Below are 20871 nucleotides of genomic sequence, written 5' to 3'. Positions count from 1 at the left end.
GGTGAATGACTCCTGTTATTGCATGAAAGGACCCCAGGACGGCTCGCGAACATCGCCGGACTGGAGGGACAGAACCTGCCGGGTACGCCCGTCAGTGGACACGGCCGCCAGCACCGCGCGACCGCCCACACGGGTGGCATAGAGAATGTACTTGCCGTTGGCGGCGAAGCTCGGGGCCTCATCGTTGGCCGTATCCGTCAGCGACGTCACGTCGCCGTTGCTCAGGTCCTGCAGTTGCAGCTTGAAGCCGCCCGCGCGCGAGATGTACGCCAGGTACTTGCCGTCCGGCGAGATGCGCGGGCTTACGTTGTAGCTGCCCTTGAAGGTGACACGCTGCGCCGCGCCGGCCTCTTCGCCGCCGGCGGGCATGCGATAGACCTGCGGCGCACCGCCGCGGTCGCTGGTGAAGTAGATGCTGCGGCCGTCGGGCGAGTACTGCGGCTCGGTGTCGATGGCGCTGCTGCGCGACAGGCGGCGGATGCCTGAACCGTCGGCGTTCACCTGGTAGATCTGGGTATTGCCGTCGCGCGACAGCGCCAGTGCCAGGCGCTGGCCGTCAGGCGACCACGACGGCGCGCTGTTGTTGCCCTTCTGGTTCGATACCAGCGTGCGCTTGCCGCTGGCCAGGTCGTGCACGTACACCACCGGCTTCTTGGCTTCGAACGAGACATAGGCCACGCGGCGGCCGTCCGGCGACCACGACGGCGAGATGATCGGCTCGTTGCTGGTCAGCGCCACCTGCGAGTTCTGGCCGTCCGAGTCCGAGATCAGCAGCTGGTACTTGCCGCCCACCTTGGACACGTACGACAGGCGCGTGGCAAACACGCCGCGCTCGCCCAGCAGCTTCTCGTAGATGTAGTCGGCGATCTTGTGAGCGGTCACGCGCAGCTGGCCCTGGTTGACCGTGAAGGCCAGCCCGCCCAGGCTCTGGCCCTTGACCGTGTCGTACAGGCGGAAACGCACCTCGTACTGGCCACCCGCGGCGGGGGTCACGCTGCCGGCCACGAAGGCGTCGGCGCCGCGCGACTTCCAGCTGCCCAGGTCGACATTGGCGGATTCCGCGACCGTGGCGCCGCCGGGGTCGACATTGCGCAGGCGGCCGCTGCGCGCCAGGTCGGCGCGGATGATCGCGGTCAGGTTCTGCGGGGCCTGGGCCTCGCCCTGGAAATTGGCGGTGGCAACCGGGATCTGGCTCGAGCCAACCCCGGAGATCTCAACGTTAAGCTGCGCGTGCGCGGCGCCGGCGGCCACGGTCAGTGCCGCGGCCAGCCACGCCATCAGCGCGCGGCGTCCCGCCCGGCGGGCGGCTCGTTGGTTTGCATGGTGCCGCCTCTCGGACAGCCAGTTGGGGGCCCAAAGCTTTCGCATGCTGCTCCTCAGTCGATTTCAAGATTCGTCGGGCACGGCAGGAATCAGGCAGACGGCAACACGGGCAGGACCGCGCATGGCGCATCCCCGTTGTGCGTGCGGTCTGCACACTGCCGGCTGCGTCAGGCAACCTGCCATCGTAGCGATGGGACTGAAAGCCGGCGATGAAGGTTGCATTATGTTGCAAATCATGGCGCGCCGGTCACTCAGTCCTTCGGCCGGAAGGTGATGGTGAAGCTGGACGGCGCCTTGCCGTCCTCGTCGCGCGGCAGCGGATCGGAACGTTCGACCGCGCGCAGCACGGCATTGTCCCACGACGAATTGCCGCTGGACTTGGACAGCCGCGCCGACATCAGCGAGCCATCCGGCGCCAGCCGCACCGATACCACCGCGCTGGGGTTGCCCGGTACGTCTTCGGTGAACACGATGTTGGGCTTCACCCGGCGGCGCACGCGGTCGGCATAGCCCGGCGAGGCCTTGCCGCCGCCGCCGGCGCCCGCGCCGGTCGTGCTGCCAACGCCACCACCGCCGGCGCCGCCGCCGGCCAGCGCCTGCAGGCGCGCCAGTTCGCTCTTGCGCTGTGCATTGGCGGCCGCCTCGGACTGTGCCTTGGCCTTGGCATCGGCCTGTGCCTTGGCCTTCGCCTCGGCCTGGGCTTTCGCCTTGGCGTCCGCCTGGGCCCTGGCCTTGGCGTCGGCGGCTTCCTTGCGCTCGCGCTCGGCCTGTTCCTTGCGATCCTGCTCCTGCTGCGCGGCCTTTTTCTTCGCGTCTTCCTTGCGCTGCGCTTCCTTGCGCTCAGCCTCCTTGCGCTCGGCTTCCTTGCGCGCCGCGTCCTTCCGCGCTTCTTCCTTCCGCGCTTCTTCCTTCCGCGCTTCTTCCTTCCGGGCTTCTTCCTTGCGCGCCGCTTCCTTGCGTTCGGCCTCCTTGCGGGCCGTTTCCTTGCGCTCGGCTTCCTCGCGCGCTGCGGCCTCGGCCTGCCGCTTCTTCTTCTCGAGCGCGATGTCGGCGTCTTCCTCGACCTTGCTCTTCACCTGCGGCGCCGGCGGTGCCGGCACCGGGCGCGGCTGCACCACCGGCTCGGGCTCAGGTTCGCGCGGCGGCGGTGGCGGCGCGGTGGCGGCGGGAACCTCTTCCCACAGCTCGGCCTCGGCGCCGACCGGCGTGCTGCTCTGCCAGTGCACGCCGTAATACAGCACGATGCCCAGCAGCAGGTGCATGACGAGCGCGAGCACGAAGGAACGCATGGTTCCCCGCTCTTTCACCGGCTGGTAGGGATAGGCGGCGACGGTATTCATCGGGCGCAACGGCAATCGCAATGGCTGTCAGTCGGGCGCATCAATGCGGCTTCAATACGGGTTCAACGCGGGTTCAACGCGGGTTCAACGCGTCAGGAAGTCTTGGACTTGACCATCAGGCCCACGCGCTTGATGCCGTCGGCCTTCAGGACCGACATGACATCGAGCACGGCTTCGTACTTCACCGAACGGTCGGCGGCGATCACCACCGGCTGGTCCGGGTTCTCGTTCTGGCGCTGGTGCACGAAATCGAGCAGGCCCTGCTTGTCGAGCTTGCGCTCGAAGGCATTGCCGGCGTTGTCCTTGCCGCGCGCGGTCAGGTCGCCGTTCTCGTGCACGGTGACGACGATCGGCGGCGCCTTCTGCTGCGGCGTGGCGTTGGCCACGGTGGGCAGGTCCACGGTGGCGGGGCTCACGATCGGCGCTGCCACCATGAAGATGACCAGCAGCACGAGCATGACGTCGATATAGGGCACGACGTTGATGTCGGCGCTTGCCCGGCGGCGCGAACCGCCGCGGCGCTGAATGGCTGCCATTGCAGGACTCCTGGAAACGACGGGAGCCCGGGCCGCTCACCCGGACTCCCCGTCTTGGATTCGGTTAGCGCGCCTGCCGTTGCAGGATGTTCAGGAACTCTTCCATGAAGCTTTCGAAACGGATCGCCAGGCGGTCGATTTCGGTGGCATAGCGGTTATACGCGATCACCGCCGGGATCGCCGCGAACAGGCCGATCGCGGTGGCCACCAGCGCTTCGGCAATGCCGGGGGCCACCGATGCCAGCGTGGCCTGCTGCACATTCGACAGGCCGCGGAATGCGTTCATGATCCCCCACACGGTGCCGAACAGGCCGATATACGGGCTGACCGAGCCCACCGAGGCCAGGAACGGCAGGTGCGACTCGAGCACGTCCATCTCGCGCTGGTAGGCGGCACGCATGGCGCGGCGGGCCGCGTCGAGCAGCGCGCCGGAATCGTTGCCGCGCTCGCGCGCCTTCAGGAACTCGCCCATGCCGGATTCAAAGATCCGCTCGAGCGCGCCGGTGTTGTGGCGGTTGTTGACGGCACTGTTATAGAGCGCCTGCAGGTCGCCGCCGGCCCAGAAGTCGCGCTCGAACCCTTCGGTCTGGGTGCGCGCCGAGCGCAATGCCAGGTGCTTGCGGAAGATATAGGTCCACGAAAACAGCGACATGACGAGCAACAGCGCCATGACGGCCTGTGCCAGCAGGCTGGCGTGGAGCACCAGCGTTACGATCGACATGTCTTGCGTGACGGTCACGGGATTCATCGGGCGGACTTGATGGTAGCTAGGACGGGGGCCGGAATCGGGGCGGGACGAAAAGTGCTTCGATCAACACATCCGACGCGGATGGCGCCGGATGCAAGCATCAGCTCGTCACGCCAGGCTTCCTGCGTGAACTGGACCGAGGCCGGGCCGACCCGGTCGATGCGCGTGCGGATCTCGAGCTGGTCATCGAGGCGGGCGGGCGCATTGTAGTCCACCGCCGTGCTACGGACGATGAAGACCACGCCGGCCTCGTCGGCCAGCGCCTGCTGCTCGATACCGAGCGAACGCAGCCACTCGGTGCGGGCCCGTTCGAAGAACTTGAGGTAGTTGGCGTAGAACACTACGCCGCCCGCGTCGGTGTCTTCCCAGTACACCCGCAGGGTCCAGACAAAGTTTGTCATGGCCGCGATTGTAACGGAGAGCGAACGCGGTTTCGTGTAAACCCGCAGTACGAGTTTGCAACAGCAAGTTGCTGGCCAGCCCTTGACCAGCCTTGGCTGGCGGGTTGACGGCTTGCGGCGGGCGCACTCTACGCGCTACACTGCGCGCAACCATTCCATCTTGCGCGACTGGCGAAGTCAGTGGGCACTACCACGAGGAAGCGCAAGTTCTCTGGCGTGTTGTTTCACACGCCTGCCGCTCGCCTGGGCAGCGAATGGGAAGCAGGGTGCGCCCTGCGCCGACGGCTGCAAAGCGCCGCCGGCGCCGGTCGCCGCTAGCCTTCCCCGCGCGCCCTAACCGATGCCCCCGATGCTTGAATCGGATTCCCTTTTTTCAGACGAGTCTCGCCATGTTCGAACGCAGCCGTTTCACGATCGACCAGATCGACCCTGAGGTCTTTGCCGCCATCCAGAAGGAAAACCAGCGCCAGGAAGACCACATCGAGCTGATCGCCTCCGAAAACTACACCTCGCCGGCCGTGATGGCCGCGCAGGGTTCGCAACTGACCAACAAGTATGCCGAGGGCTATCCCGGCAAGCGCTACTACGGTGGCTGCGAGTTTGTCGACATGGTCGAGCAGCTGGCCATCGACCGCGTCAAGCAGCTGTTCGGCGCCGAGGCCGCCAACGTGCAGCCCAACTCGGGCTCGCAGGCCAACCAGGGCGTGTACTTCGCCATGCTCAAGCCGGGCGACACCATCATGGGCATGAGCCTGGCCGAAGGCGGCCACCTCACCCACGGCATGGCGCTCAACATGAGCGGCAAGTGGTTCAACGTGGTCAGCTACGGCCTGAACGCCCAGGAAGACATCGACTACGACGCGCTGGAAAAGCTCGCGCAAGAGAAGAAGCCCAAGCTGATCATCGCCGGCGCCTCGGCCTTCGCGCTGCGCATCGACTTCGAGCGCATCAGCAAGGTCGCCAAGTCGATCGGTGCCTACTTCATGGTCGACATGGCCCACTACGCTGGCCTGATCGCCGCGGGCGTCTACCCGAACCCGGTGCCGCACGCCGACTTCGTCACCACCACCACGCACAAGAGCCTGCGCGGCCCGCGCGGCGGCGTGATCCTGATGAAGGCCGAGCATGAGAAGGCCATCAACTCGGCGATCTTCCCCGGCATCCAGGGCGGCCCGCTGATGCACGTGATCGCCGGCAAGGCGGTGGCGTTCAAGGAAGCACTGACCCCCGAGTTCAAGGAATACCAGCAGCAAGTGGTGAAGAACGCCGCCGTGCTGGCCGAGACCCTGATCGCGCGCGGCCTGCGCATCGTCTCTGGCCGTACCGAAAGCCACGTGATGCTGGTCGACCTGCGCGCCAAGCACATCACCGGCAAGGACGCCGAACGCATCCTGGGCGAGGCGCACATCACCGTCAACAAGAACGCCATCCCGAACGATCCGGAAAAGCCGTTCGTGACCTCGGGCGTGCGCCTGGGCTCGCCGGCCATGACCACGCGCGGCTTCAAGGAAGAAGAAGCCCGCATCGTCGGCAACCTGATCGCCGACGTGCTGGAGAACCCGCACGACGCCGCCAACATCGCCAGCGTGCGCGAGCAGGTGGCTGCCCTGACCAAGCGTTTCCCGGTCTACGGCTGATGCTTCCAGGCCACCCGCGAGGGTGGCCGGCAGCCCCGCAAGCCGCGCCCTGCCACACGCAGGCGGTCCGGCTTGCGGGCCTCGCCAACCCGCCCGCCTGCGCAGGACATCCATGCGGAACAGGCGACGGAATTCAACTGAAGGTGGTCCGGCATGAAATGCCCCTTTTGCGGTCATTCCAATACCCAGGTGCTCGACACGCGCATGTCGGAAGACGGCGATGCCGTGCGCCGGCGCCGGCGCTGCGAGTCCTGCGACCGCCGCTTCACCACCTATGAGCGGATCGAGCTGTTCTTTCCCGCCATCGTCAAGAAAAACGGTTCGCGCGTCGACTACGCGCGCGCCAAGCTGAAGGATTCGATGCGCCTGGCGCTGCGCAAGCGCCCGGTCTCGGCCGAGGCCATCGATGAAGCCATCACCCGCATCGAGGAAAGACTGCTGTCGCTGGGCGAGAAGGAAATCCCCAGCAGCCAGGTCGGCGAGCTGGTGATGCGCGAGCTGCGCAAGCTCGACAAGATCGCGTATATCCGGTTTGCGTCGGTGTACCGGAGTTTCGAGGATGTTTCCGAATTCTCCGATGTGCTCGCCGAAGTGACCGCGGGCAACAGCAAGCGCTGAGCGCCCTGCTCCACCGTCAACGTTCCCAGCAGTCTTGCAGATACGCGGCGGGATTCGCGCCGACCGCGTTCAGCCGCGTGCCCGCCTGGTCCGGCAAGGAGGTGCCGCAGGCATCCGCCGCATTGACTGGCACGGCCTGCACACATAGCCGTTCGCCGTCAGCGAACTGGCCACCAGCGAGATGTTGTAGCGCACCCGGTTGCTGTCGCGCGGCGAGGTGCGCAACGCTGCCGGCAAGGCAAACGCCGCCCCGGCCGTATCCTGGTCATCGCGCCCGTTGACCGAGCGGAAGCGCTCCAGCTGCTGCGCCGCCTCGGTCATCATGCCGCGCGCATCGGTGCGGTAGCGACGCCGCACATGCTCGGTGCAGTTGGGGATGGCGATCGCGGCGAGGATGCCGAGGATCGATACCGCGACCATCAGCCCGATCAGCGTCATGCCGCCCATGGTCCGGACGCGGCGGCTACGGAACCCAGATATTGCCCTTTTCCATCACGCTGATGACATCGCCCGTGGTCGCGCTGGCGACCGGTTCATCGCGGTCTTACCAAATTTTGCGCATTCATATCAGGCGTCTACAAAGCGCACGGCAGCGGCGGGATACGGTGGAGGTCCCGAAATGCCCTGACGCCGCGCGCCATGCACCATCTCTTCGCCCTGCCCTGCCGCCTGCTTCGTTGCCTGCTTCGTTGTCTTCCTCGTTGCCTGCCTCCACGTGGCGCCATCCGCGGATACATCCTGTTCGAATCGCTCTGCGGGCTGGCGATCTTCACCGCCGGCCTGGCATCGCTCGCAATCCTGGGGCCGACGGGACTCGGCTGGCAGCGAGCGCTGGATCAGGCTAGCCATGACACGCGCAGGACGGCAGAGTCGGCCGAACTGGCGCCATGGCCGGCCGGACTGCCTCTGAACCGTGCCGGCGCGGGGCTGCCATGAGAGCGCTTCCGATACGAACGCTTCCGATGCGCCGCCATGGCCAGGGCTTTTCGCTGACCGAAGCCATGGTCGGCCTGGCGCTCGGGCTCATTGTCGCCGCCGTCGCCACGGCGGCGTGGCAGGTGGCACTGTCCGCCTACCGCAGCGCGGCGGAGCGCGTACTGCTGGAAGAACGCGGCCAGCGCGCGCTCGCCATCCTGAGCGCGCTGCTGCGCCAGGCCGGCTGGCATGCCGGCACACTCGACGCGTCGGCGCCGCCCGCCGTCAGCGGCGCCGACGACTGCGGGCAGCCGGGCATCGCCGAAGTGCCGACGTGCACCCGCCACGGCGTCGCGAACAGCGATGTGCTGCTGGTGCGGTTCAGCGGCCAGGGCCAGCCCGGCGATCCGAGCCAGCCTGACGAGACGATGATCGATTGCAGCGGGTATCCGCTGGCGGCACGGATGGCGGGGGCCGAAGGCGCCACGGGTTTTGTCGCGGCGAACATGCTCTATATAGCCGCCGCCACGGACGGCGAGCCGCAACTGCTGTGCCGCTATCCGTCCCGCCGCAATGGCCAGGTCGACGGACAGGGCTGGACTTCGGGGGCACTGGTCCGTGGCGTCGCCTCGCTGCAACTGCGCTTCGGGGTGGACATGGATGGCGACCGTCAGCCAGATGCGTTCCTGCCAGCGGCACGGGTCCAGGCCATGGGGGCGCACGCATGGCAGCGCGTACTGGCGGTGCAGATCGCGCTTGCGCTGCAGGGCGAGCAGCGCGGCGCTGCCCGTGACGCTGCCGTGAGCGCGCGCGCTGACGATGCCCTGGCCGACCTGCAGGCAGCGCCGGTCGACACGCACCGCGCCAACCGGCGCGTGTTCGCCACGACGGTCCGCCTGCGCAACGCCCTGCGCTGCGAGGAGACACTATGCTGAGGCCGCACGCGATGACGCAGGCCGGCGGCATCACGCTGCTGTTCGCGGCGACGATGCTGCTGCTGGTCGCCGCCACCGCGGCGGCCATGCTGCAAATGCTTTTGGCAGGCCGGCAACTGGCGGCCGCCGGCCGCGATCGCGAGATCGCGTTCCGGGCAGCAGAAGCCGCCCTGCTCGAGGCGGAGGCGGAACTGCTCGCCGCCGCCGGTGGCAGTGACGACCGCTTCGGCCAGTGGCCCGCCGCGGGCGAATGCGGTCGCGGCGCGCAGGCGGCGCTGTGCAACACTGCGCACGCGCGCACGCCGGTATGGCAGCCGTGGCTGCATGGCCTGGCTACGGACCTGGCGATTGGCGTGCCGGCAAGCGGCGTTGCCATCGTGCCGGAAGCCTTTGCAGGTTCTTTTACGGCGCCGCGTTACGTTGCCGAGCTGCTCGACTACGGCCCCATGCCTGACGAAGGCCGGCCGGCCTTGCCGCGGCTGCGCATCACCGCCGTCGGCTTCGGCCGCTCGCCCGCGGTACGGGCCGTCGTGCAGAGCATCGTGCAGCCATGAACCTACGCGCCGCCCTTATGCTTGCCTGCGTGCTCCCGCTGCTGCCTGTCCTGGCGGTTGCGGCCGGCAATGACAGCACTGCCGGCCAGCTCCCGCTCGCTTACCAGATCGAACCCGGCGCAAAATCCTGGACTGGCCGGTTGCGCGCAGTCGGCTGGCAAGCGTCGCTCGTCGGCACCGACGATCGCCAGCCACTGTCGGGCCTGTGGGAAGCGGGTGCCTTGCTGGATGCCAGGCAACTCCCATCGCGCAGGATCTACACCTCGCTGCCGGCGTCCATGCTCCAGCCGGAGCGGCTGGTGGCGCTCCAATGGCCCGACCTGGACGATGCCACGCGCGAGCGACTCGACGTCCAGCAACTGGCCTGGCTGCGCGGCGACAATGCCAATCCCGCGCTGCGCCCGCGCGAGACGCGGCTGGCCAGCGCGCGCGGCGCGCGCGTGCTGGTGGTCGCGCCGCCGGCGTGGCAGCCGGGACAGCCTGGCCATGCTCCCTTCCGCGTGCGCCATGCACAGCGGCCACACATGGCATGGCTCGGCACCGTCGATGGCCAGCTGCACGGCTTCGATGCCGTCAACGGCGAGGAGCGTGCCGTCTACCTGCCCCGCACGTTGCTGCCGCTGGCCGCCGCCATGGCCGAGTCCAGGGCCCCGGTCGCGCCCAATCCCTGCCCCCGCCCCGAAAGCACCGACGCCGTCGTCGGCGGTGCCTGGCGCACGCTGCTGCTGTGCGCGTTCCGCGGCGGGCCGGAGGACATTGCCGGGGTGTTTGCACTAGACATCACCGAACCAGACGCCGCGCTGCCATTGCGGTTGCTGTGGGAACAGGCGGCCACGCCGGCCTTGCCGCTTGCCGGCATCGGGCCGGTTCGCGTGGCCGCGCTAAGCGACAGCCAGGCGCCGCGCTGGCATGCCATCGCACTGCTGGCACCACCGGCGGAGCCCGGGCTTGCGCTGCTGCCGCTCGACACGCCAGCGGCGCCATGGCGCATGCTGCGCGTGGCCGGGCAAGGCTGCGACGGCACGCCATCGGCGGCCGCGCTGCGCGCCGTGACCGTGGCAAAGGCGTTCGACGGCACTGCGCTGGCTGCGTACGCCACCGATGCTGACGGCCAGCTGTGGCGTTTTGCGCTGGGCGATGTCCTGCGGCAGCAGCCTGCGCCGCCGGCCACCTGCCTGTATCGCCTGCGCGGCGGGGTCGGCCTTGCCGAGCCGGCCCCGCCGGTGGTGCTGGGCACGCCGGCGCAACCGCTGGTGGTCTATGCGGCCGGCAACGAACTGGCCGCCGTAGCCGATGGCACCCATGCCGCCAGCCAGCCCGCCAGCATCGAAGTGCGAGCACAAGGCGCCGGCTTTGTCCTCCAGGCCGCACCGGGCCAGAGGCCGTCGGCGCAAACGGTTGGCTGGCACCTTGTCCTGCCCGATGCCGACGAACAGATCGAGCGCGTCAGCTTGGCCTCGCCGGGCTACCTCGTCGTCGTGACACGGCTGCCGGACGGCAGGCAGCGGAGCTACCTCGTGCTGGGTGCCACTGGCGAGTCAGTCGGCCGCAAGACGGACGGCGCGCCGGTGCTTCCCTTTGTCACCGGGCAAGTCAGCGAAGGCCCGCCGATCTTCACCCGTGAAACCCTGCCGGGGATGACACCCCAGGCCGGCAGTGCCGGCCGCGAGGTCCACGCGCTGGCGCTATGGGCAGTGGAGAACGGCGTGGCAACGCGCCTTGCACACGTGGTGGCAAGCCGTCGCACCGGCCGGCTGGCATGGCGCGAACTGGCGGGTCCGGCCAAGGAGACGGCACCATGAGTCCGCGCGGCTTTTCCCTGATCGAGCTCATGGCCGTGGTGGTGATCGCCGCGCTGCTGGCTTCGCTTGCCGTGCCCGCCTGGCACGAGCATCTCCGGCGCGGCTGGCGCGCCCAGGCACGCGCCGAACTGGCCTCTGCCTTGCTGGAGCTGGAACGGCACGCCGCGGGAGCCATGAGCTTCGCCACGCAGCCCGGAGGCGACACCGTGGCCGGCGACTGGCCGCGCCCGGTGCCGGCAACCGGCCTGGCACGGCATGTCATTTCGGCAGCGCCCTGCCCGGCGGCGAGCCTGGACACCTGCGTCGAACTGCGCGCCACGCCGCGCCAGCCCGACCAGCAGTGCGGCGTCCTGATCCTGCGCAGCACCGGCCAGTGGCTGTCCTGGCCGGAGAACGCGGACCGGCCGGGCCCGTTGCCGGCAGAGTGCTGAGATGCCACGCGTTCCTCGCTGCGCCGGCGTGAGCCTGGCCGAGCTGCTGGCCTGCCTCGCCATCCTGGCGGTGCTGGCCGCCACGGCCTGGCCATCCTTCAGCGCACTGCTGGCGCGCCAGGCGGTGGACCAGGCCGCCGACCGGCTTGCCGCGTCGCTGGCGCTGGCGCGCTCCACTGCGATGGCGCGCCGCATCGAAGTGACGCTACAGCCTCTGGACGGACAGCCCGGCCTCGACCGCGGCTGGCAACTGCTGGCCGGACCCGGCCCGGCTACGACGCCGCTGGCGGTGGTCGAGCCCGCCGCGTCCTGCCTGCGCGTGGCGCTGCGGCAGACCGGCCGCGACAGCCATACGGTGCGATTCACAGCTGTGGGATACTCTCGGTCTGAACAAGGCGGCTTCCAGGCCGCCACCTTCGCGCTCAGCTGCCGCGGCGCGCAGCGCCAGGTGCGCCTTGGCGCCCAGGGCCGCATCCGGCTCTGCACGCCGGGCCGCGACAGCGATTGCGATGCAGCGGACGGGCCCGAGCCGCTGTAACCCTGGAACCCCGGACAGACTCTCCTCCCATCCACAGCAAACCGGCCACGAGCTACAGGCGCCATGTTTTCCGATACCGACCACGCCGCCATGCAACAGGCCCTCGCGCTCGCCGCGCGGGGCATGTTCACCACCACGCCCAATCCGCGCGTCGGCTGCGTGCTGGTCAAGGACGGCCAGGTCATCGGCCAGGGTTACACCCAGCCGGCCGGACAGGACCATGCCGAAATCCAGGCGATAAAAGACGCGCTGTCGCGCGGGCTGGATCCGGACGGCGCCACCGCCTACGTCACACTCGAGCCGTGCAGCCACTTCGGCCGCACGCCGCCATGCGCCGATGCGCTGGTGCGCGCCGGCGTGGCGCGGGTGGTAGCGGCAATGGAAGACCCCAACCCCTCGGTCTCCGGACGCGGCCTGCAGCGCCTGCGCGATGCCGGCATCGACGTCCGCTGCGGCCTGCTGGAAAAGGAAGCGCGCGATCTCAACATCGGTTTCGTGTCGCGCATGACGCGCGGGCTGCCGTGGGTGCGGGTCAAGGTGGCGGCGTCGATGGACGGCGGCACCGCGCTGCATGACGGCACCAGCCAGTGGATCACCGGCCAGGCGGCGCGCGACGACGGCCATGCCTGGCGCGCGCGCGCCTGCGCGATCCTGACCGGCATCGGCACGGTCCGCGACGACGACCCGGCGCTGACCGTGCGCGCGCTCGCCACCCCACGCCAGCCGCAGCGGGTTTTGGTCGACTCGCGGCTGGAAGTGCCGCTCGACGCAAAGATCCTGGCGCCGGACGCCGGCGAGTTCGCCAAGCCGGTGCTGGTGTTCTGCGCGGTGGAAGACCGCGAACGCCAGCGGGCGCTGGAAGCGCGCGGCGCCGAAGTGGTGGTCCTGCCCAACCCGCACGGAAAGGTCGAGCTGCCCCGGATGCTGCAGGAGCTGGGCCGGCGCGGCATCAACGAATTGCACGTCGAAGCGGGCTTCAAGCTCAATGGCTCGCTGGTGCGCGAACACTGCGCCGACGAGCTGCTGATCTACCTGGCGCCCAAGCTGCTTGGCGACGCGCAGGGCATGTTCAACCTGCCGCCGCTGGCGCGGCTGCAGGATGCCGCGCAGTTCCGCTGGCATGAAATCCGGCAGATCGGCGACGACCTGCGGCTAATCGCGCGCCGCAACGACGCCTGATCGCCTGATCGCCTGATCGCCTGATCGCCTGATCGCCTGATCGCATGATCGCCTGATCGCCTGATCGCCTGATCGCATGATCGCCTAATCGCCTAATCGCCTAATCGCCCAATCCCAGATTGACCAAGACAGAAGACACCACCATGTTCACAGGCATTGTCGCGGCCGTCGGCCGCATCGAAACCGTAACCCCGCTGGGTGCCGCCGATGCCGGCGTGCGCCTGCATGTCGCCGCCGGCGGCCTGGACCTGTCCGATGTGATCGTCGGCGACAGCATCGCGATCCAGGGCGCCTGCATGACGGTGATCGCCATGGGCGAGGACAGCTTCGACGTCGAGGTCTCGCGCGAGTCGCTCGACAAGACCGTCGGCCTGGAGAGCGCCGGCCGCGTCAACCTGGAGAAGGCGCTGCGGCTGGCCGATCGCCTCGGCGGCCACCTGGTCTCCGGGCACGTCGACGGACTGGGCGAAGTGGTGCATTTCGCGCCCGTCGGCGAATCGCATGAACTGCGCATCCGCGCGCCGCGCGAGCTGGCCCGCTACCTGGCCTACAAGGGCTCGGTGGTGGTCAATGGCGTCTCGCTGACGGTCAACCGCGTCAGCGACGAAGCCGACGGCTGCGTGTTCTCGATCAACCTGATCCCGCACACGGTCGAGGTGACCACGCTGCAGGAGCTCAAGCCCGGCGCCCGCGTGAACCTGGAAATCGACCTGATCGCGCGCTACGTGGAGCGGATGCTGTCGGCCACTGACACCGGCAAGTAGGCCCGTGCCGCCGCCGCACTTTCCCGCGGCGCGGCCGCCCGCGCCGCCTGCCTTGGCGTACAATACCCGGCTTGACTGGGCATCCTGCCGGGCGTATATGCCCTGGCGCGCCAGGCCCGACGCCCCGCCTCAGTCCGGCCGCCTCCCGACGCGGCCACCGTTCCCGTCCGCCTTATTCGCGGCATTTCGCTCGTTTCGCCTCAATTTGCCGTCCTGCACGCCATGACAATCGCCCGTACCGAAGACATCATTGCCGACATCCGTGCCGGCCGCATGGTCATCCTTGTTGACGAGGAAGACCGCGAGAATGAAGGCGACCTGGTGCTGGCTGCCGACTTCGTCACTCCCGAGGCGATCAACTTCATGGCCAAGCACGGCCGCGGCCTGATCTGCCTGACGCTGACCGCCGAGCGCTGCCGCCAGCTGGACCTGCACCCGATGGTCACCCGCAACGGCACCCAGCACGGCACCAACTTCACGGTGTCGATCGAGGCCGCCGAAGGCGTGACCACCGGCATCTCGGCCGCCGACCGTGCCCGCACCGTGCAGGCCGCGGTGGCCCGCGACGCCAGGCCGGCCGACCTGGTCCAGCCCGGCCATATCTTCCCGCTGACGGCCCAGCCCGGCGGCGTGCTGATCCGCGCCGGCCATACCGAGGCCGGTTGCGACCTGGGCGCCCTGGCCGGCCTGACGCCCGCCGCCGTGATCTGCGAGATCATGAAGGACGACGGCACCATGGCGCGCCTGCCGGACCTGATCGAATTCGCCCGGGAACACGACCTGAAGATCGGCACCATTGCCGACCTGATCCACTACCGCAGCCGCACCGAGAGCATCATCGAGCGCGTCGGCGAACGCGACATGCAGACGCCGTACGGCACCTTCCGCAGCATCGCCTACCGCGACAAGCCGACCGGCCAGGCCCACCTGGCACTGGTGCGCGGCGCGCCGACGCCGGACAAGGAAACGCTGGTGCGCGTGCACGAGCCCTTCTCCGTGCTGGACTTGCTGGAAGTGAAGTCGACCACGCATTCGTGGAGCATCCCGGCGGCGATGCAGGCCATCGACCAGGCCGACAGCGGCGTGATCGTGCTGCTGAACTGCGGCGACACCGTCGAGCAGCTGTTCACGCAGTTCACCGCACTCGACGCACCGCAGACCCGCCCCCGCCGCAAGCCGGACCTGCGCACCTATGGCATGGGCGCGCAGATCCTGAAGGATGTCGGCGTCGGCAAGATGCGCGTGCTGGCCGCCCGGCAGCGCATGCCCAGCATGACCGGCTTCGACCTGGAAGTGACCGGCTACCAGCCCATGAACGGCCAGGCCGACTGAGCCTTCCCGGACTAAGCTTCCCCTGAGCCTCCCCCAATACACCCCGGCCGCGGCGCCAAGCCGCCGCGGCCGCCCCGAAAACTGGAGAACTTGAACAATGGATCACGGCTTCTACCCCAGCAACCTCGACGGTGAAGGCCTGCGTATCGGCATCGTGCAGGCGCGCTTCAACGAGCCGGTCTGCGCCGAGCTGCTCGAAGCCTGCGTGGCCGAGCTGGAAAAGCTCGGCGTCGAAGGCGAGGACACCCTGGTGGTGACCGTCCCCGGCGCGCTGGAAGTGCCGCTGGCACTGCAGAAGATGGCCGAGAGCGGCCAGTTCGACGCGCTGGTCGCGCTCGGCGCCGTGGTGCGCGGCGAGACCTACCACTTCGAGCTGGTCTCGAACGAATCCGGCGCCGGCATCACCCGCGTCGGCCTGGATTTCAACGTGCCGGTCGCCAACGGCATCCTGACCGTCGACACTGACGAGCAGGCCCATGCCCGCACCCGCGAAAAGGGCCGCGACTGCGCCCGCGCCGCGGTGGAGATGGCCAACCTGGTCGATGCGCTGGACTCGCTGCGCGGCCAGGAAGACGATGAGGACGATGATGAGTAATACGTCCAACGCCCCCGAGAACGCGGGCGGCAATGACGCCGGCAAGCCCGCCGGCAACAAGCCCGCGGCCCGCACCGAAGCCAAGGCACCGCCCAAGAGCGCGCGCCGCCGCTCGCGCGAGCTGGCGCTGCAGGGCCTGTACCAATGGCTGCTGAACCGCAACGACATCGGCGCGATCCAGGCCCACCTGCATGACGCCCAGGGCTTCAACAAGGCCGACCGCGAGCACTTCGACGCGCTGCTCAACGGCACCGTGCGTGAAGAGGCCCGCCTGACCGCCGCGTTCGAGCCGTTCCTGGACCGCACCGTGGACGAGCTGTCGCCGGTGGAGCGCGCCGCGCTGCTGGTCGGCAGCTACGAGCTGGTGCACTGCCTCGACATCCCATACAAGGTCGTGATCAACGAAGCGGTCGAGCTGACCAAGACCTTTGGCGGCGTCGAAGGCTACAAGTACGTCAACGGCGTGCTGGACAAGCTCGCCGCCCAGGTGCGCGCGGCCGAGGTCGCGGCGCGCCGTTGAGCGGTCATCCGGCTGGCGCTTGCGCCGGCACCAGGACCTGACGAAACACCCGCCGCGGCGGGTGTTTTCGTTTATACGTATTCTTTTTGCTGAACGGGCTCCGCCCGCCTCTCTCCCCATCGCCATGGACATGCAACGTCTTGCCACCGCCGCCCGCGTCGCCAACATCAATGCCTTCCACGTCATGGAACTGGCCAAGCAGGCCGCCGAACTCGAGCGCGCCGGCCGCCATATCGTGCACATGGGCATCGGCGAGCCGGACTTCACCGCCGCCGGGCCGGTGGTGCGCGCGGCCGAGGCGGCGATGCGCCGCGGCGTCACGCAATACACCGGTGCGCTTGGCATCCATCCGCTGCGCGAGGCCATCGCCGGCTACTACAAGACGGCCTACGGCCTGGACATCCCGGCACGCCGCGTGATCGTCACGGCGGGCGCTTCCGGCGCGCTGCTGCTGGCGTGCGCGGTGCTGGTCGAGATTGGCGCCGAAGTGCTGATGCCCGATCCCAGCTACCCGTGCAACCGCCACTTCGTCGCCGCCTTCGACGGCGCAGCGCGCATGATCCCGAGCGGCCCGGCGGAGCGCTTCCAGCTCACCGCAGCACAGGTCGAGGCCAACTGGCGCGAGCAGACCTGCGGCGTGCTGCTGGCCACGCCATCCAACCCGACCGGCACCTCGATCCTGCCCGACGAGCTCGGCCGCATCCTGCAGGCGGTGCGTGCCCGCAACGGCTTCGCCATCGTCGACGAGATCTACCAGGGCCTGTCGTACGACGCCGCGCCGGTCTCGGCGCTGAGCCTGGACGACAACGTGGTCACGGTGAACAGCTTCTCCAAGTACTTCAACATGACCGGCTGGCGGCTGGGCTGGCTGGTGGTGCCGGATGCGCTGGTCGAGGCCTTCGAAAAGGTCGCCCAGAACCTCTTTATCTGCGCCTCCGCCGTGGCGCAGTACGCGGCGCTCGCCTGCTTCACCCCCGAGGCACTGGCAATCTATGACGAGCGCAAGGCCGAGTTCCGCCGCCGCCGCGACCTGGTCGTGCCGGCGCTGGAGGCGCTGGGCCTGCGCGTGCCGGTGCGCCCGGACGGCGCCTTCTACGTCTATGCCGACTGCCGCGGCGTCAACCACCCGGCGGCCGGCGATGCCGACCGGCTGACGCAGGCGATGCTGCACGATGCGGGCGTGGTGATGGTGCCGGGGCAGGATTTCGGGCCGCATACCGCAAGCGACTACATCCGCATCTCGTATGCGACCTCGCGCGAGAACATCGAAGAGGCAATGGCACGGCTGGCGAAGCTGTTCCGCGGCTGAGCCGACAGCACAGCGCAGCGGCCCCGGAAACAGAAAAAGCACCCCGCGGGGTGCTTTTTCTGTTAGGAGAGCCGGCGCAAAAGCCTCAGGCGTTGTTCGAGCCGTTGCTGGCTTCCAGCTTCTCGGTCGGCGCGGCATGCTCGGCTGGTGCCTTGCCGCTACCACCCGCCTTGCCGTTGTCAGCCGGCGCCGCGCGCACGCCAATCAGCTGGCGCAGGCGGGCACGCTCGGCCAGCACCTTGGCGCCGTAGCCGCCATCGGTCGCCGTGGTGGCGCCGACGTAGTACTTCAGGCCGCCTTCGATCGAGCCGGCGCGGGCGATGCAGTCCTTCAGCACCAGCGCACCGATCTTGATATTGGCGTACGGGTTCAGCGCCGCGGCGACGCCGCCCACGGCCTCGTACTTGTCCTGGTGGACCTTGGTCATGACCTGCATCAGGCCCTGCGCGCCCACGCCGCTCTCGGCGTACGGGTTGAAGCTGGACTCGATCGCGATCACGCCCAGGATCAGCAGCGGGTCGATGCCGACCTCGCGGCCGGTCAGGTAGGCTGCCTTGACCAGTTGCGCGGTGGCCTGCGCCGCCACGCGGTACTTGCGGGCGATGTAGTCGGCCACGGCCGCCTGCTCGCGCGCGGTGCCGAGCGTGGCGGTATTGCGGGCGTCCGCCGCCACGCGCGTGACCGGGATCCGCTCGGCCAGGTGCGCGACCGACGGCACCTTGGCGTTCGCCGCCAGGCCCCATTCGTCCACGCCCGAAACCGTCGGCAGGCCGCCCTTGCCGCGTGCCAGACGGGCGGCAGCGGCGTCGGCCGACAGGGCCGGCACGGCTGCGCTGGCCACGGCCGGCGCCACTTCCGCCGTCGGCATGGCGGCGGCGACCAGCACCGCCGGTGCCTCATCGCCAGCCAGCAGCGCCGCCAGCGTGGTGCGCCATTCCTGGCTCAGCCACAGCGACACGGCCGAGACGACCGCAACCACGCCAAGGCTGTTCAGCGCGTACTTCAGCGTTGTGCGGCCACCGCGCAAGGCGCGGCCCGCGACCGGATGCGCGAGACGGACCTGCAATGCCCGACTCACTCCGGGTACCGGCTGTCGGAGGCGAACCTGCAAGGCGCGTCCGATGCCGGGAAGATGAAGGGTTTTCCAACCGCTCATGCTTACCTCCATCCGTTGCCCGCTTCGCATGCCAGACTGCGGCATACGCCCGATCTCAACGTACTCAAGTAAGGATGCCGCGCCGTCTAGCAGTGACAGCCAAGCATCTGTTGGCAGGCGCTCCCCATGCGCCCAACTGGAAACAGGGTCGACTCTGGGGGAGCCCACCCTGCCACGACTTATCTCGACAACCGTAAAACGCTCCGGCTCCCTGCCGGAGGCAACCGCCTCGGCCCGCTATTGCATCGGGCCGGTAGCCTCGGTCTGTTCGATCTGACTGGAGCGAATCGTGCGATCCCCCCGCACTTTTTCTATGTGCACCCCTTGACACAAGGGTGAAATTTATGTTGCAACGCAACACTCCATCAGCAAGACCGGATTGTAGGAACGGTGTTATACCTCGTCAAGCATAAGAATAACGGTTCACACTACTTTTGGTTATTTGTAACAAGCCTTATCTTGTCGCGCCCGCATCACTCTTGGACCCGCAAACATAGTCCTGGCCTAGCCTCGCAGACCTTGACGCCACGGCTGTGACGACAAAAAACTTACAATTTCCCCCACCCCGATTTGCTGATTTTTTTGCCGGGGCGCCGGTGTATGTGTATCGTCACCGACTTGGATGCCGCCTTGCGCCGGCCGCACACGGCCCGCGCCAAACCGAATTCACTATGCAATACAAAGACTTGCGCGACTTTATCGGCCAACTCGAGCAGATGGGCGAACTTCGCCGCATCTCCCGCCCGGTCTCGCCCAACCTGGAAATGACCGAGGTCTGCGACCGGCTGCTGCGTGCCGGCGGCCCCGCCGTGCTGTTCGAACGGCCCGCCGGCGCGGCGGCCGGTGACGGTATCTATAGCGTCCCGGTACTGGCCAATCTGTTCGGTACGACACACAGGGTCGCACTCGGCATGGGTGCCGAATCGATGGAAGACCTGCGCGACATCGGCCGCGTGCTGTCAGCCCTGAAGGAACCCGAGCCGCCGCGCGGACTGCGCGAAGCGGGCAAGCTGTTTACGCTCGCCAAATCTGTGTGGGATATGGCACCAAAGCGCGTCAGCAGCCCGGCCTGCCAGGAGGTGGTCTGGGAAGGCAATGACGTCGACCTGGCGCGCCTGCCGATCCAGACCTGCTGGCCCGGCGACGCCGCGCCGCTGATCACCTGGGGCCTGGTCGTCACCAAGGGACCGCACAAGAAGCGCCAGAACCTGGGCATCTACCGCCAGCAGGTGATCGGCCGCAACCAGGTCATCATGCGCTGGCTGGCGCATCGCGGCGGCGCGCTCGACTTCCGCGAGCATGCGTTGGCCAACCCCGGCAAGCCGTTCCCGATCGCGGTGGCGCTGGGCGCCGACCCCGCCACCATCCTCGGCGCGGTGACGCCGGTGCCCGATACGCTGTCCGAGTACCAGTTCGCCGGCCTGCTGCGCGGCAGCCGCACCGCGCTGGCCGGCTGCGTGACGCCGACCCTGTCCGAACTAAGCGTGCCGGCGTCGGCCGAGATCGTGCTGGAAGGCCATATCCAGCCGGACCCGAAGCACCCGTCCGGCTACCAGCATGCGCTGGAAGGCCCGTTCGGCGACCACACCGGCTACTACAACGAGCAGGACTGGTTCCCGGTGTTCACCATCGACCGCATCACCATGCGGCGCGACCCGATCTACCACTCCACCTACACCGGCAAGCCGCCCGACGAGCCCGCCGTGCTGGGCGTGGCACTGAACGAGGTGTTCGTGCCGCTGCTGCAAAAGCAGTTCCCGGAAATCACCGACTTCTACCTGCCGCCGGAAGGCTGCAGCTACCGCATGGCGCTGGTGCGCATGAAGAAGCAGTACGCCGGCCATGCCAAGCGCGTGATGTTCGGGGTATGGAGCTTCCTGCGCCAGTTCATGTATACGAAATTCATCGTCGTGGTCGACGACGATGTCGACGTGCGCGACTGGAAGGAAGTGATCTGGGCCATCACCACGCGCGTCGACCCCAGCCGCGACACGGTGCTGGTCGACAACACGCCGATCGACTACCTGGACTTCGCCTCCCCGGTGTCGGGCCTGGGTTCCAAGATGGGCATCGACGCCACCGACAAGTGGCCCGGCGAGACCACGCGCGAATGGGGTACGCCGATCTCCATGGAGGCGGCGGTCAAGGCCAGGGTCGACGCCATGTGGGAAAGCCTGTTCGACCGGCCGGCGGGCACCTGACCGGCAACCGTCTCCATCCCCGGCTATCATGTCACGC

Annotated in this window: 22 protein-coding genes and 1 riboswitch; of the genes, 15 read left to right on the top strand and 7 right to left on the bottom strand. The window is 68.3% G+C overall.

Annotation, left to right across the window (positions count from 1 at the left end):
* Positions 1–15 precede the first annotated feature (15 nt).
* The 5 genes from tolB to ybgC all read right to left on the bottom strand — a co-directional run bounded on the left by tolB (position 16) and on the right by ybgC (position 4348).
* Positions 16–1368, bottom strand: coding sequence for a Tol-Pal system beta propeller repeat protein TolB (tolB, locus tag ACAD63_RS04525; protein ID WP_133092420.1), 1353 nt, complete (start codon positions 1366–1368; stop codon positions 16–18).
* A 206-nt stretch (positions 1369–1574) separates the two neighbouring features.
* Positions 1575–2663 carry a cell envelope integrity protein TolA gene (gene tolA / locus ACAD63_RS04520; RefSeq protein WP_434033493.1) on the bottom strand — a complete coding sequence of 363 codons (1089 nt, stop codon included), beginning with the start codon at positions 2661–2663 and terminating at the stop codon, positions 1575–1577.
* 92 nt (positions 2664–2755) lie between these two features.
* Positions 2756–3199 carry a protein TolR gene (tolR, locus tag ACAD63_RS04515; protein WP_029045462.1) on the bottom strand — a complete coding sequence of 148 codons (444 nt, stop codon included), beginning with the start codon at positions 3197–3199 and terminating at the stop codon, positions 2756–2758.
* A 64-nt stretch (positions 3200–3263) separates the two neighbouring features.
* Positions 3264–3947 carry a protein TolQ gene (gene tolQ / locus ACAD63_RS04510; protein WP_195427295.1) on the bottom strand — a complete coding sequence of 228 codons (684 nt, stop codon included), beginning with the start codon at positions 3945–3947 and terminating at the stop codon, positions 3264–3266.
* The gene (ybgC, locus tag ACAD63_RS04505; RefSeq protein WP_029045460.1) at positions 3944–4348 is read right to left on the bottom strand and encodes a tol-pal system-associated acyl-CoA thioesterase; all 405 of its coding nucleotides are present in this window, start codon (positions 4346–4348) and stop codon (positions 3944–3946) included. The genes tolQ and ybgC overlap by 4 nt, the downstream gene beginning before the upstream one ends.
* A 154-nt stretch (positions 4349–4502) precedes the next feature.
* A riboswitch (ZMP/ZTP riboswitch) is annotated at positions 4503–4604 on the top strand.
* 133 nt (positions 4605–4737) lie between these two features.
* On the opposite strand from ybgC, the gene glyA reads away from it, so the two are divergent.
* Both glyA and nrdR read left to right on the top strand, forming a co-directional pair.
* Positions 4738–5985, top strand: a complete 1248-nt coding sequence (gene glyA / locus ACAD63_RS04500) for a serine hydroxymethyltransferase (RefSeq protein WP_133092422.1) — start codon at positions 4738–4740, stop codon at positions 5983–5985.
* 153 nt (positions 5986–6138) lie between these two features.
* Positions 6139–6603, top strand: coding sequence for a transcriptional regulator NrdR (nrdR, locus tag ACAD63_RS04495; protein WP_133092423.1), 465 nt, complete (start codon positions 6139–6141; stop codon positions 6601–6603).
* Positions 6604–6672: 69 nt separating this feature from the next.
* Here nrdR and ACAD63_RS04490 read toward each other — a convergent pair whose 3' ends face one another.
* Positions 6673–7041, bottom strand: a complete 369-nt coding sequence (locus ACAD63_RS04490; protein WP_195427294.1) for a type IV pilin protein — start codon at positions 7039–7041, stop codon at positions 6673–6675.
* Between the two features lie 201 nt (positions 7042–7242).
* Here ACAD63_RS04490 and ACAD63_RS04485 point away from each other — a divergent pair, with 201 nt between their 5' ends.
* The 12 genes from ACAD63_RS04485 (at position 7243) to ACAD63_RS04430 (ending at position 17477) form a co-directional block, all read left to right on the top strand.
* Complete coding sequence (locus tag ACAD63_RS04485; protein ID WP_434033492.1) at positions 7243–7539, top strand: hypothetical protein; 297 nt, start codon at positions 7243–7245, stop codon at positions 7537–7539.
* 26 nt (positions 7540–7565) lie between these two features.
* Positions 7566–8453 (top strand): PilW family protein, encoded by an 888-nt coding sequence (locus tag ACAD63_RS04480; RefSeq protein ID WP_133092425.1) that lies wholly within the window; start codon positions 7566–7568, stop codon positions 8451–8453.
* 11 nt (positions 8454–8464) lie between these two features.
* Positions 8465–9007: a pilus assembly protein gene (locus ACAD63_RS04475; RefSeq protein WP_240745894.1), complete on the top strand. Its 543-nt coding sequence runs from the start codon at positions 8465–8467 to the stop codon at positions 9005–9007.
* Positions 9004–10809, top strand: a complete 1806-nt coding sequence (locus ACAD63_RS04470; protein WP_195427293.1) for a PilC/PilY family type IV pilus protein — start codon at positions 9004–9006, stop codon at positions 10807–10809. Before ACAD63_RS04475 ends, ACAD63_RS04470 begins: the two co-directional genes overlap by 4 nt.
* On the top strand, positions 10806–11240 hold the full coding sequence (locus tag ACAD63_RS04465) for a type IV pilin protein (RefSeq protein ID WP_195427292.1): 435 nt from the start codon (positions 10806–10808) through the stop codon (positions 11238–11240). The genes ACAD63_RS04470 and ACAD63_RS04465 overlap by 4 nt, the downstream gene beginning before the upstream one ends.
* Position 11241: 1 nt before the next feature.
* The gene (locus ACAD63_RS04460; protein ID WP_135705702.1) at positions 11242–11778 is read left to right on the top strand and encodes a GspH/FimT family pseudopilin; all 537 of its coding nucleotides are present in this window, start codon (positions 11242–11244) and stop codon (positions 11776–11778) included.
* Positions 11779–11841: 63 nt separating this feature from the next.
* On the top strand, positions 11842–12957 hold the full coding sequence (ribD, locus tag ACAD63_RS04455) for a bifunctional diaminohydroxyphosphoribosylaminopyrimidine deaminase/5-amino-6-(5-phosphoribosylamino)uracil reductase RibD (RefSeq protein WP_133092430.1): 1116 nt from the start codon (positions 11842–11844) through the stop codon (positions 12955–12957).
* A gap of 143 nt (positions 12958–13100) precedes the next feature.
* Complete coding sequence (locus tag ACAD63_RS04450; protein WP_135705704.1) at positions 13101–13721, top strand: riboflavin synthase; 621 nt, start codon at positions 13101–13103, stop codon at positions 13719–13721.
* Positions 13722–13943: 222 nt separating this feature from the next.
* Positions 13944–15053, top strand: a complete 1110-nt coding sequence (gene ribBA / locus ACAD63_RS04445) for a bifunctional 3,4-dihydroxy-2-butanone-4-phosphate synthase/GTP cyclohydrolase II (RefSeq protein ID WP_133092432.1) — start codon at positions 13944–13946, stop codon at positions 15051–15053.
* 97 nt (positions 15054–15150) lie between these two features.
* Positions 15151–15648, top strand: coding sequence for a 6,7-dimethyl-8-ribityllumazine synthase (ribH, locus tag ACAD63_RS04440; protein ID WP_029045447.1), 498 nt, complete (start codon positions 15151–15153; stop codon positions 15646–15648).
* Positions 15641–16168 (top strand): transcription antitermination factor NusB, encoded by a 528-nt coding sequence (gene nusB / locus ACAD63_RS04435; RefSeq protein WP_133092509.1) that lies wholly within the window; start codon positions 15641–15643, stop codon positions 16166–16168. The genes ribH and nusB overlap by 8 nt, the downstream gene beginning before the upstream one ends.
* 124 nt (positions 16169–16292) lie before the next feature.
* A complete protein-coding gene (locus ACAD63_RS04430; RefSeq protein ID WP_135705705.1) occupies positions 16293–17477 on the top strand; it encodes a pyridoxal phosphate-dependent aminotransferase in 1185 nt (394 codons plus the stop codon).
* Between the two features lie 85 nt (positions 17478–17562).
* Here the strand turns inward: ACAD63_RS04430 and ACAD63_RS04425 are convergent, their stop codons facing one another.
* Positions 17563–18633, bottom strand: coding sequence for a lytic transglycosylase domain-containing protein (locus ACAD63_RS04425; protein ID WP_195427290.1), 1071 nt, complete (start codon positions 18631–18633; stop codon positions 17563–17565).
* 671 nt (positions 18634–19304) lie between these two features.
* On the opposite strand from ACAD63_RS04425, the gene ubiD reads away from it, so the two are divergent.
* Complete coding sequence (gene ubiD / locus ACAD63_RS04420) at positions 19305–20834, top strand: 4-hydroxy-3-polyprenylbenzoate decarboxylase (RefSeq protein WP_434033491.1); 1530 nt, start codon at positions 19305–19307, stop codon at positions 20832–20834.
* Positions 20835–20871: the final 37 nt, after the last annotated feature.

The organism is Cupriavidus sp. a3 (genome assembly GCF_051015765.1).
GTDB lineage: Bacteria > Pseudomonadota > Gammaproteobacteria > Burkholderiales > Burkholderiaceae > Cupriavidus > Cupriavidus oxalaticus_A.
The sequence above is the reverse complement of the archived record's forward strand: the minus strand, read 5'-3'. Positions and strand labels throughout refer to the sequence as shown.

Bases quoted from the DNA above. Each gene is read 5' to 3' on its own strand.
- ACAD63_RS04450 (WP_135705704.1), top strand. From the start codon at position 13,101: ATGTTCACAGGCATTGTCGCGGCCGTCGGCCGCATCGAAACCGTAACC.
- ribD (WP_133092430.1), top strand. From the start codon at position 11,842: ATGTTTTCCGATACCGACCACGCCGCCATGCAACAGGCCCTCGCGCTC.
- tolQ (WP_195427295.1), bottom strand. From the start codon at position 3,947: ATGAATCCCGTGACCGTCACGCAAGACATGTCGATCGTAACGCTGGTG.
- ACAD63_RS04475 (WP_240745894.1), top strand. From the start codon at position 8,465: ATGACGCAGGCCGGCGGCATCACGCTGCTGTTCGCGGCGACGATGCTG.
- ACAD63_RS04490 (WP_195427294.1), bottom strand. From the start codon at position 7,041: ATGACGCTGATCGGGCTGATGGTCGCGGTATCGATCCTCGGCATCCTC.
- ribBA (WP_133092432.1), top strand. From the start codon at position 13,944: ATGACAATCGCCCGTACCGAAGACATCATTGCCGACATCCGTGCCGGC.
- ACAD63_RS04480 (WP_133092425.1), top strand. From the start codon at position 7,566: ATGCGCCGCCATGGCCAGGGCTTTTCGCTGACCGAAGCCATGGTCGGC.
- ACAD63_RS04430 (WP_135705705.1), top strand. From the start codon at position 16,293: ATGGACATGCAACGTCTTGCCACCGCCGCCCGCGTCGCCAACATCAAT.
- ACAD63_RS04485 (WP_434033492.1), top strand. From the start codon at position 7,243: ATGCACCATCTCTTCGCCCTGCCCTGCCGCCTGCTTCGTTGCCTGCTT.
- ribH (WP_029045447.1), top strand. From the start codon at position 15,151: ATGGATCACGGCTTCTACCCCAGCAACCTCGACGGTGAAGGCCTGCGT.
- tolR (WP_029045462.1), bottom strand. From the start codon at position 3,199: ATGGCAGCCATTCAGCGCCGCGGCGGTTCGCGCCGCCGGGCAAGCGCC.
- glyA (WP_133092422.1), top strand. From the start codon at position 4,738: ATGTTCGAACGCAGCCGTTTCACGATCGACCAGATCGACCCTGAGGTC.
- ubiD (WP_434033491.1), top strand. From the start codon at position 19,305: ATGCAATACAAAGACTTGCGCGACTTTATCGGCCAACTCGAGCAGATG.
- ybgC (WP_029045460.1), bottom strand. From the start codon at position 4,348: ATGACAAACTTTGTCTGGACCCTGCGGGTGTACTGGGAAGACACCGAC.
- nusB (WP_133092509.1), top strand. From the start codon at position 15,641: ATGAGTAATACGTCCAACGCCCCCGAGAACGCGGGCGGCAATGACGCC.
- tolA (WP_434033493.1), bottom strand. From the start codon at position 2,663: ATGAATACCGTCGCCGCCTATCCCTACCAGCCGGTGAAAGAGCGGGGA.
- ACAD63_RS04460 (WP_135705702.1), top strand. From the start codon at position 11,242: ATGCCACGCGTTCCTCGCTGCGCCGGCGTGAGCCTGGCCGAGCTGCTG.
- nrdR (WP_133092423.1), top strand. From the start codon at position 6,139: ATGAAATGCCCCTTTTGCGGTCATTCCAATACCCAGGTGCTCGACACG.
- ACAD63_RS04465 (WP_195427292.1), top strand. From the start codon at position 10,806: ATGAGTCCGCGCGGCTTTTCCCTGATCGAGCTCATGGCCGTGGTGGTG.
- ACAD63_RS04425 (WP_195427290.1), bottom strand. From the start codon at position 18,633: ATGAGCGGTTGGAAAACCCTTCATCTTCCCGGCATCGGACGCGCCTTG.
- ACAD63_RS04470 (WP_195427293.1), top strand. From the start codon at position 9,004: ATGAACCTACGCGCCGCCCTTATGCTTGCCTGCGTGCTCCCGCTGCTG.
- tolB (WP_133092420.1), bottom strand. From the start codon at position 1,368: ATGCGAAAGCTTTGGGCCCCCAACTGGCTGTCCGAGAGGCGGCACCAT.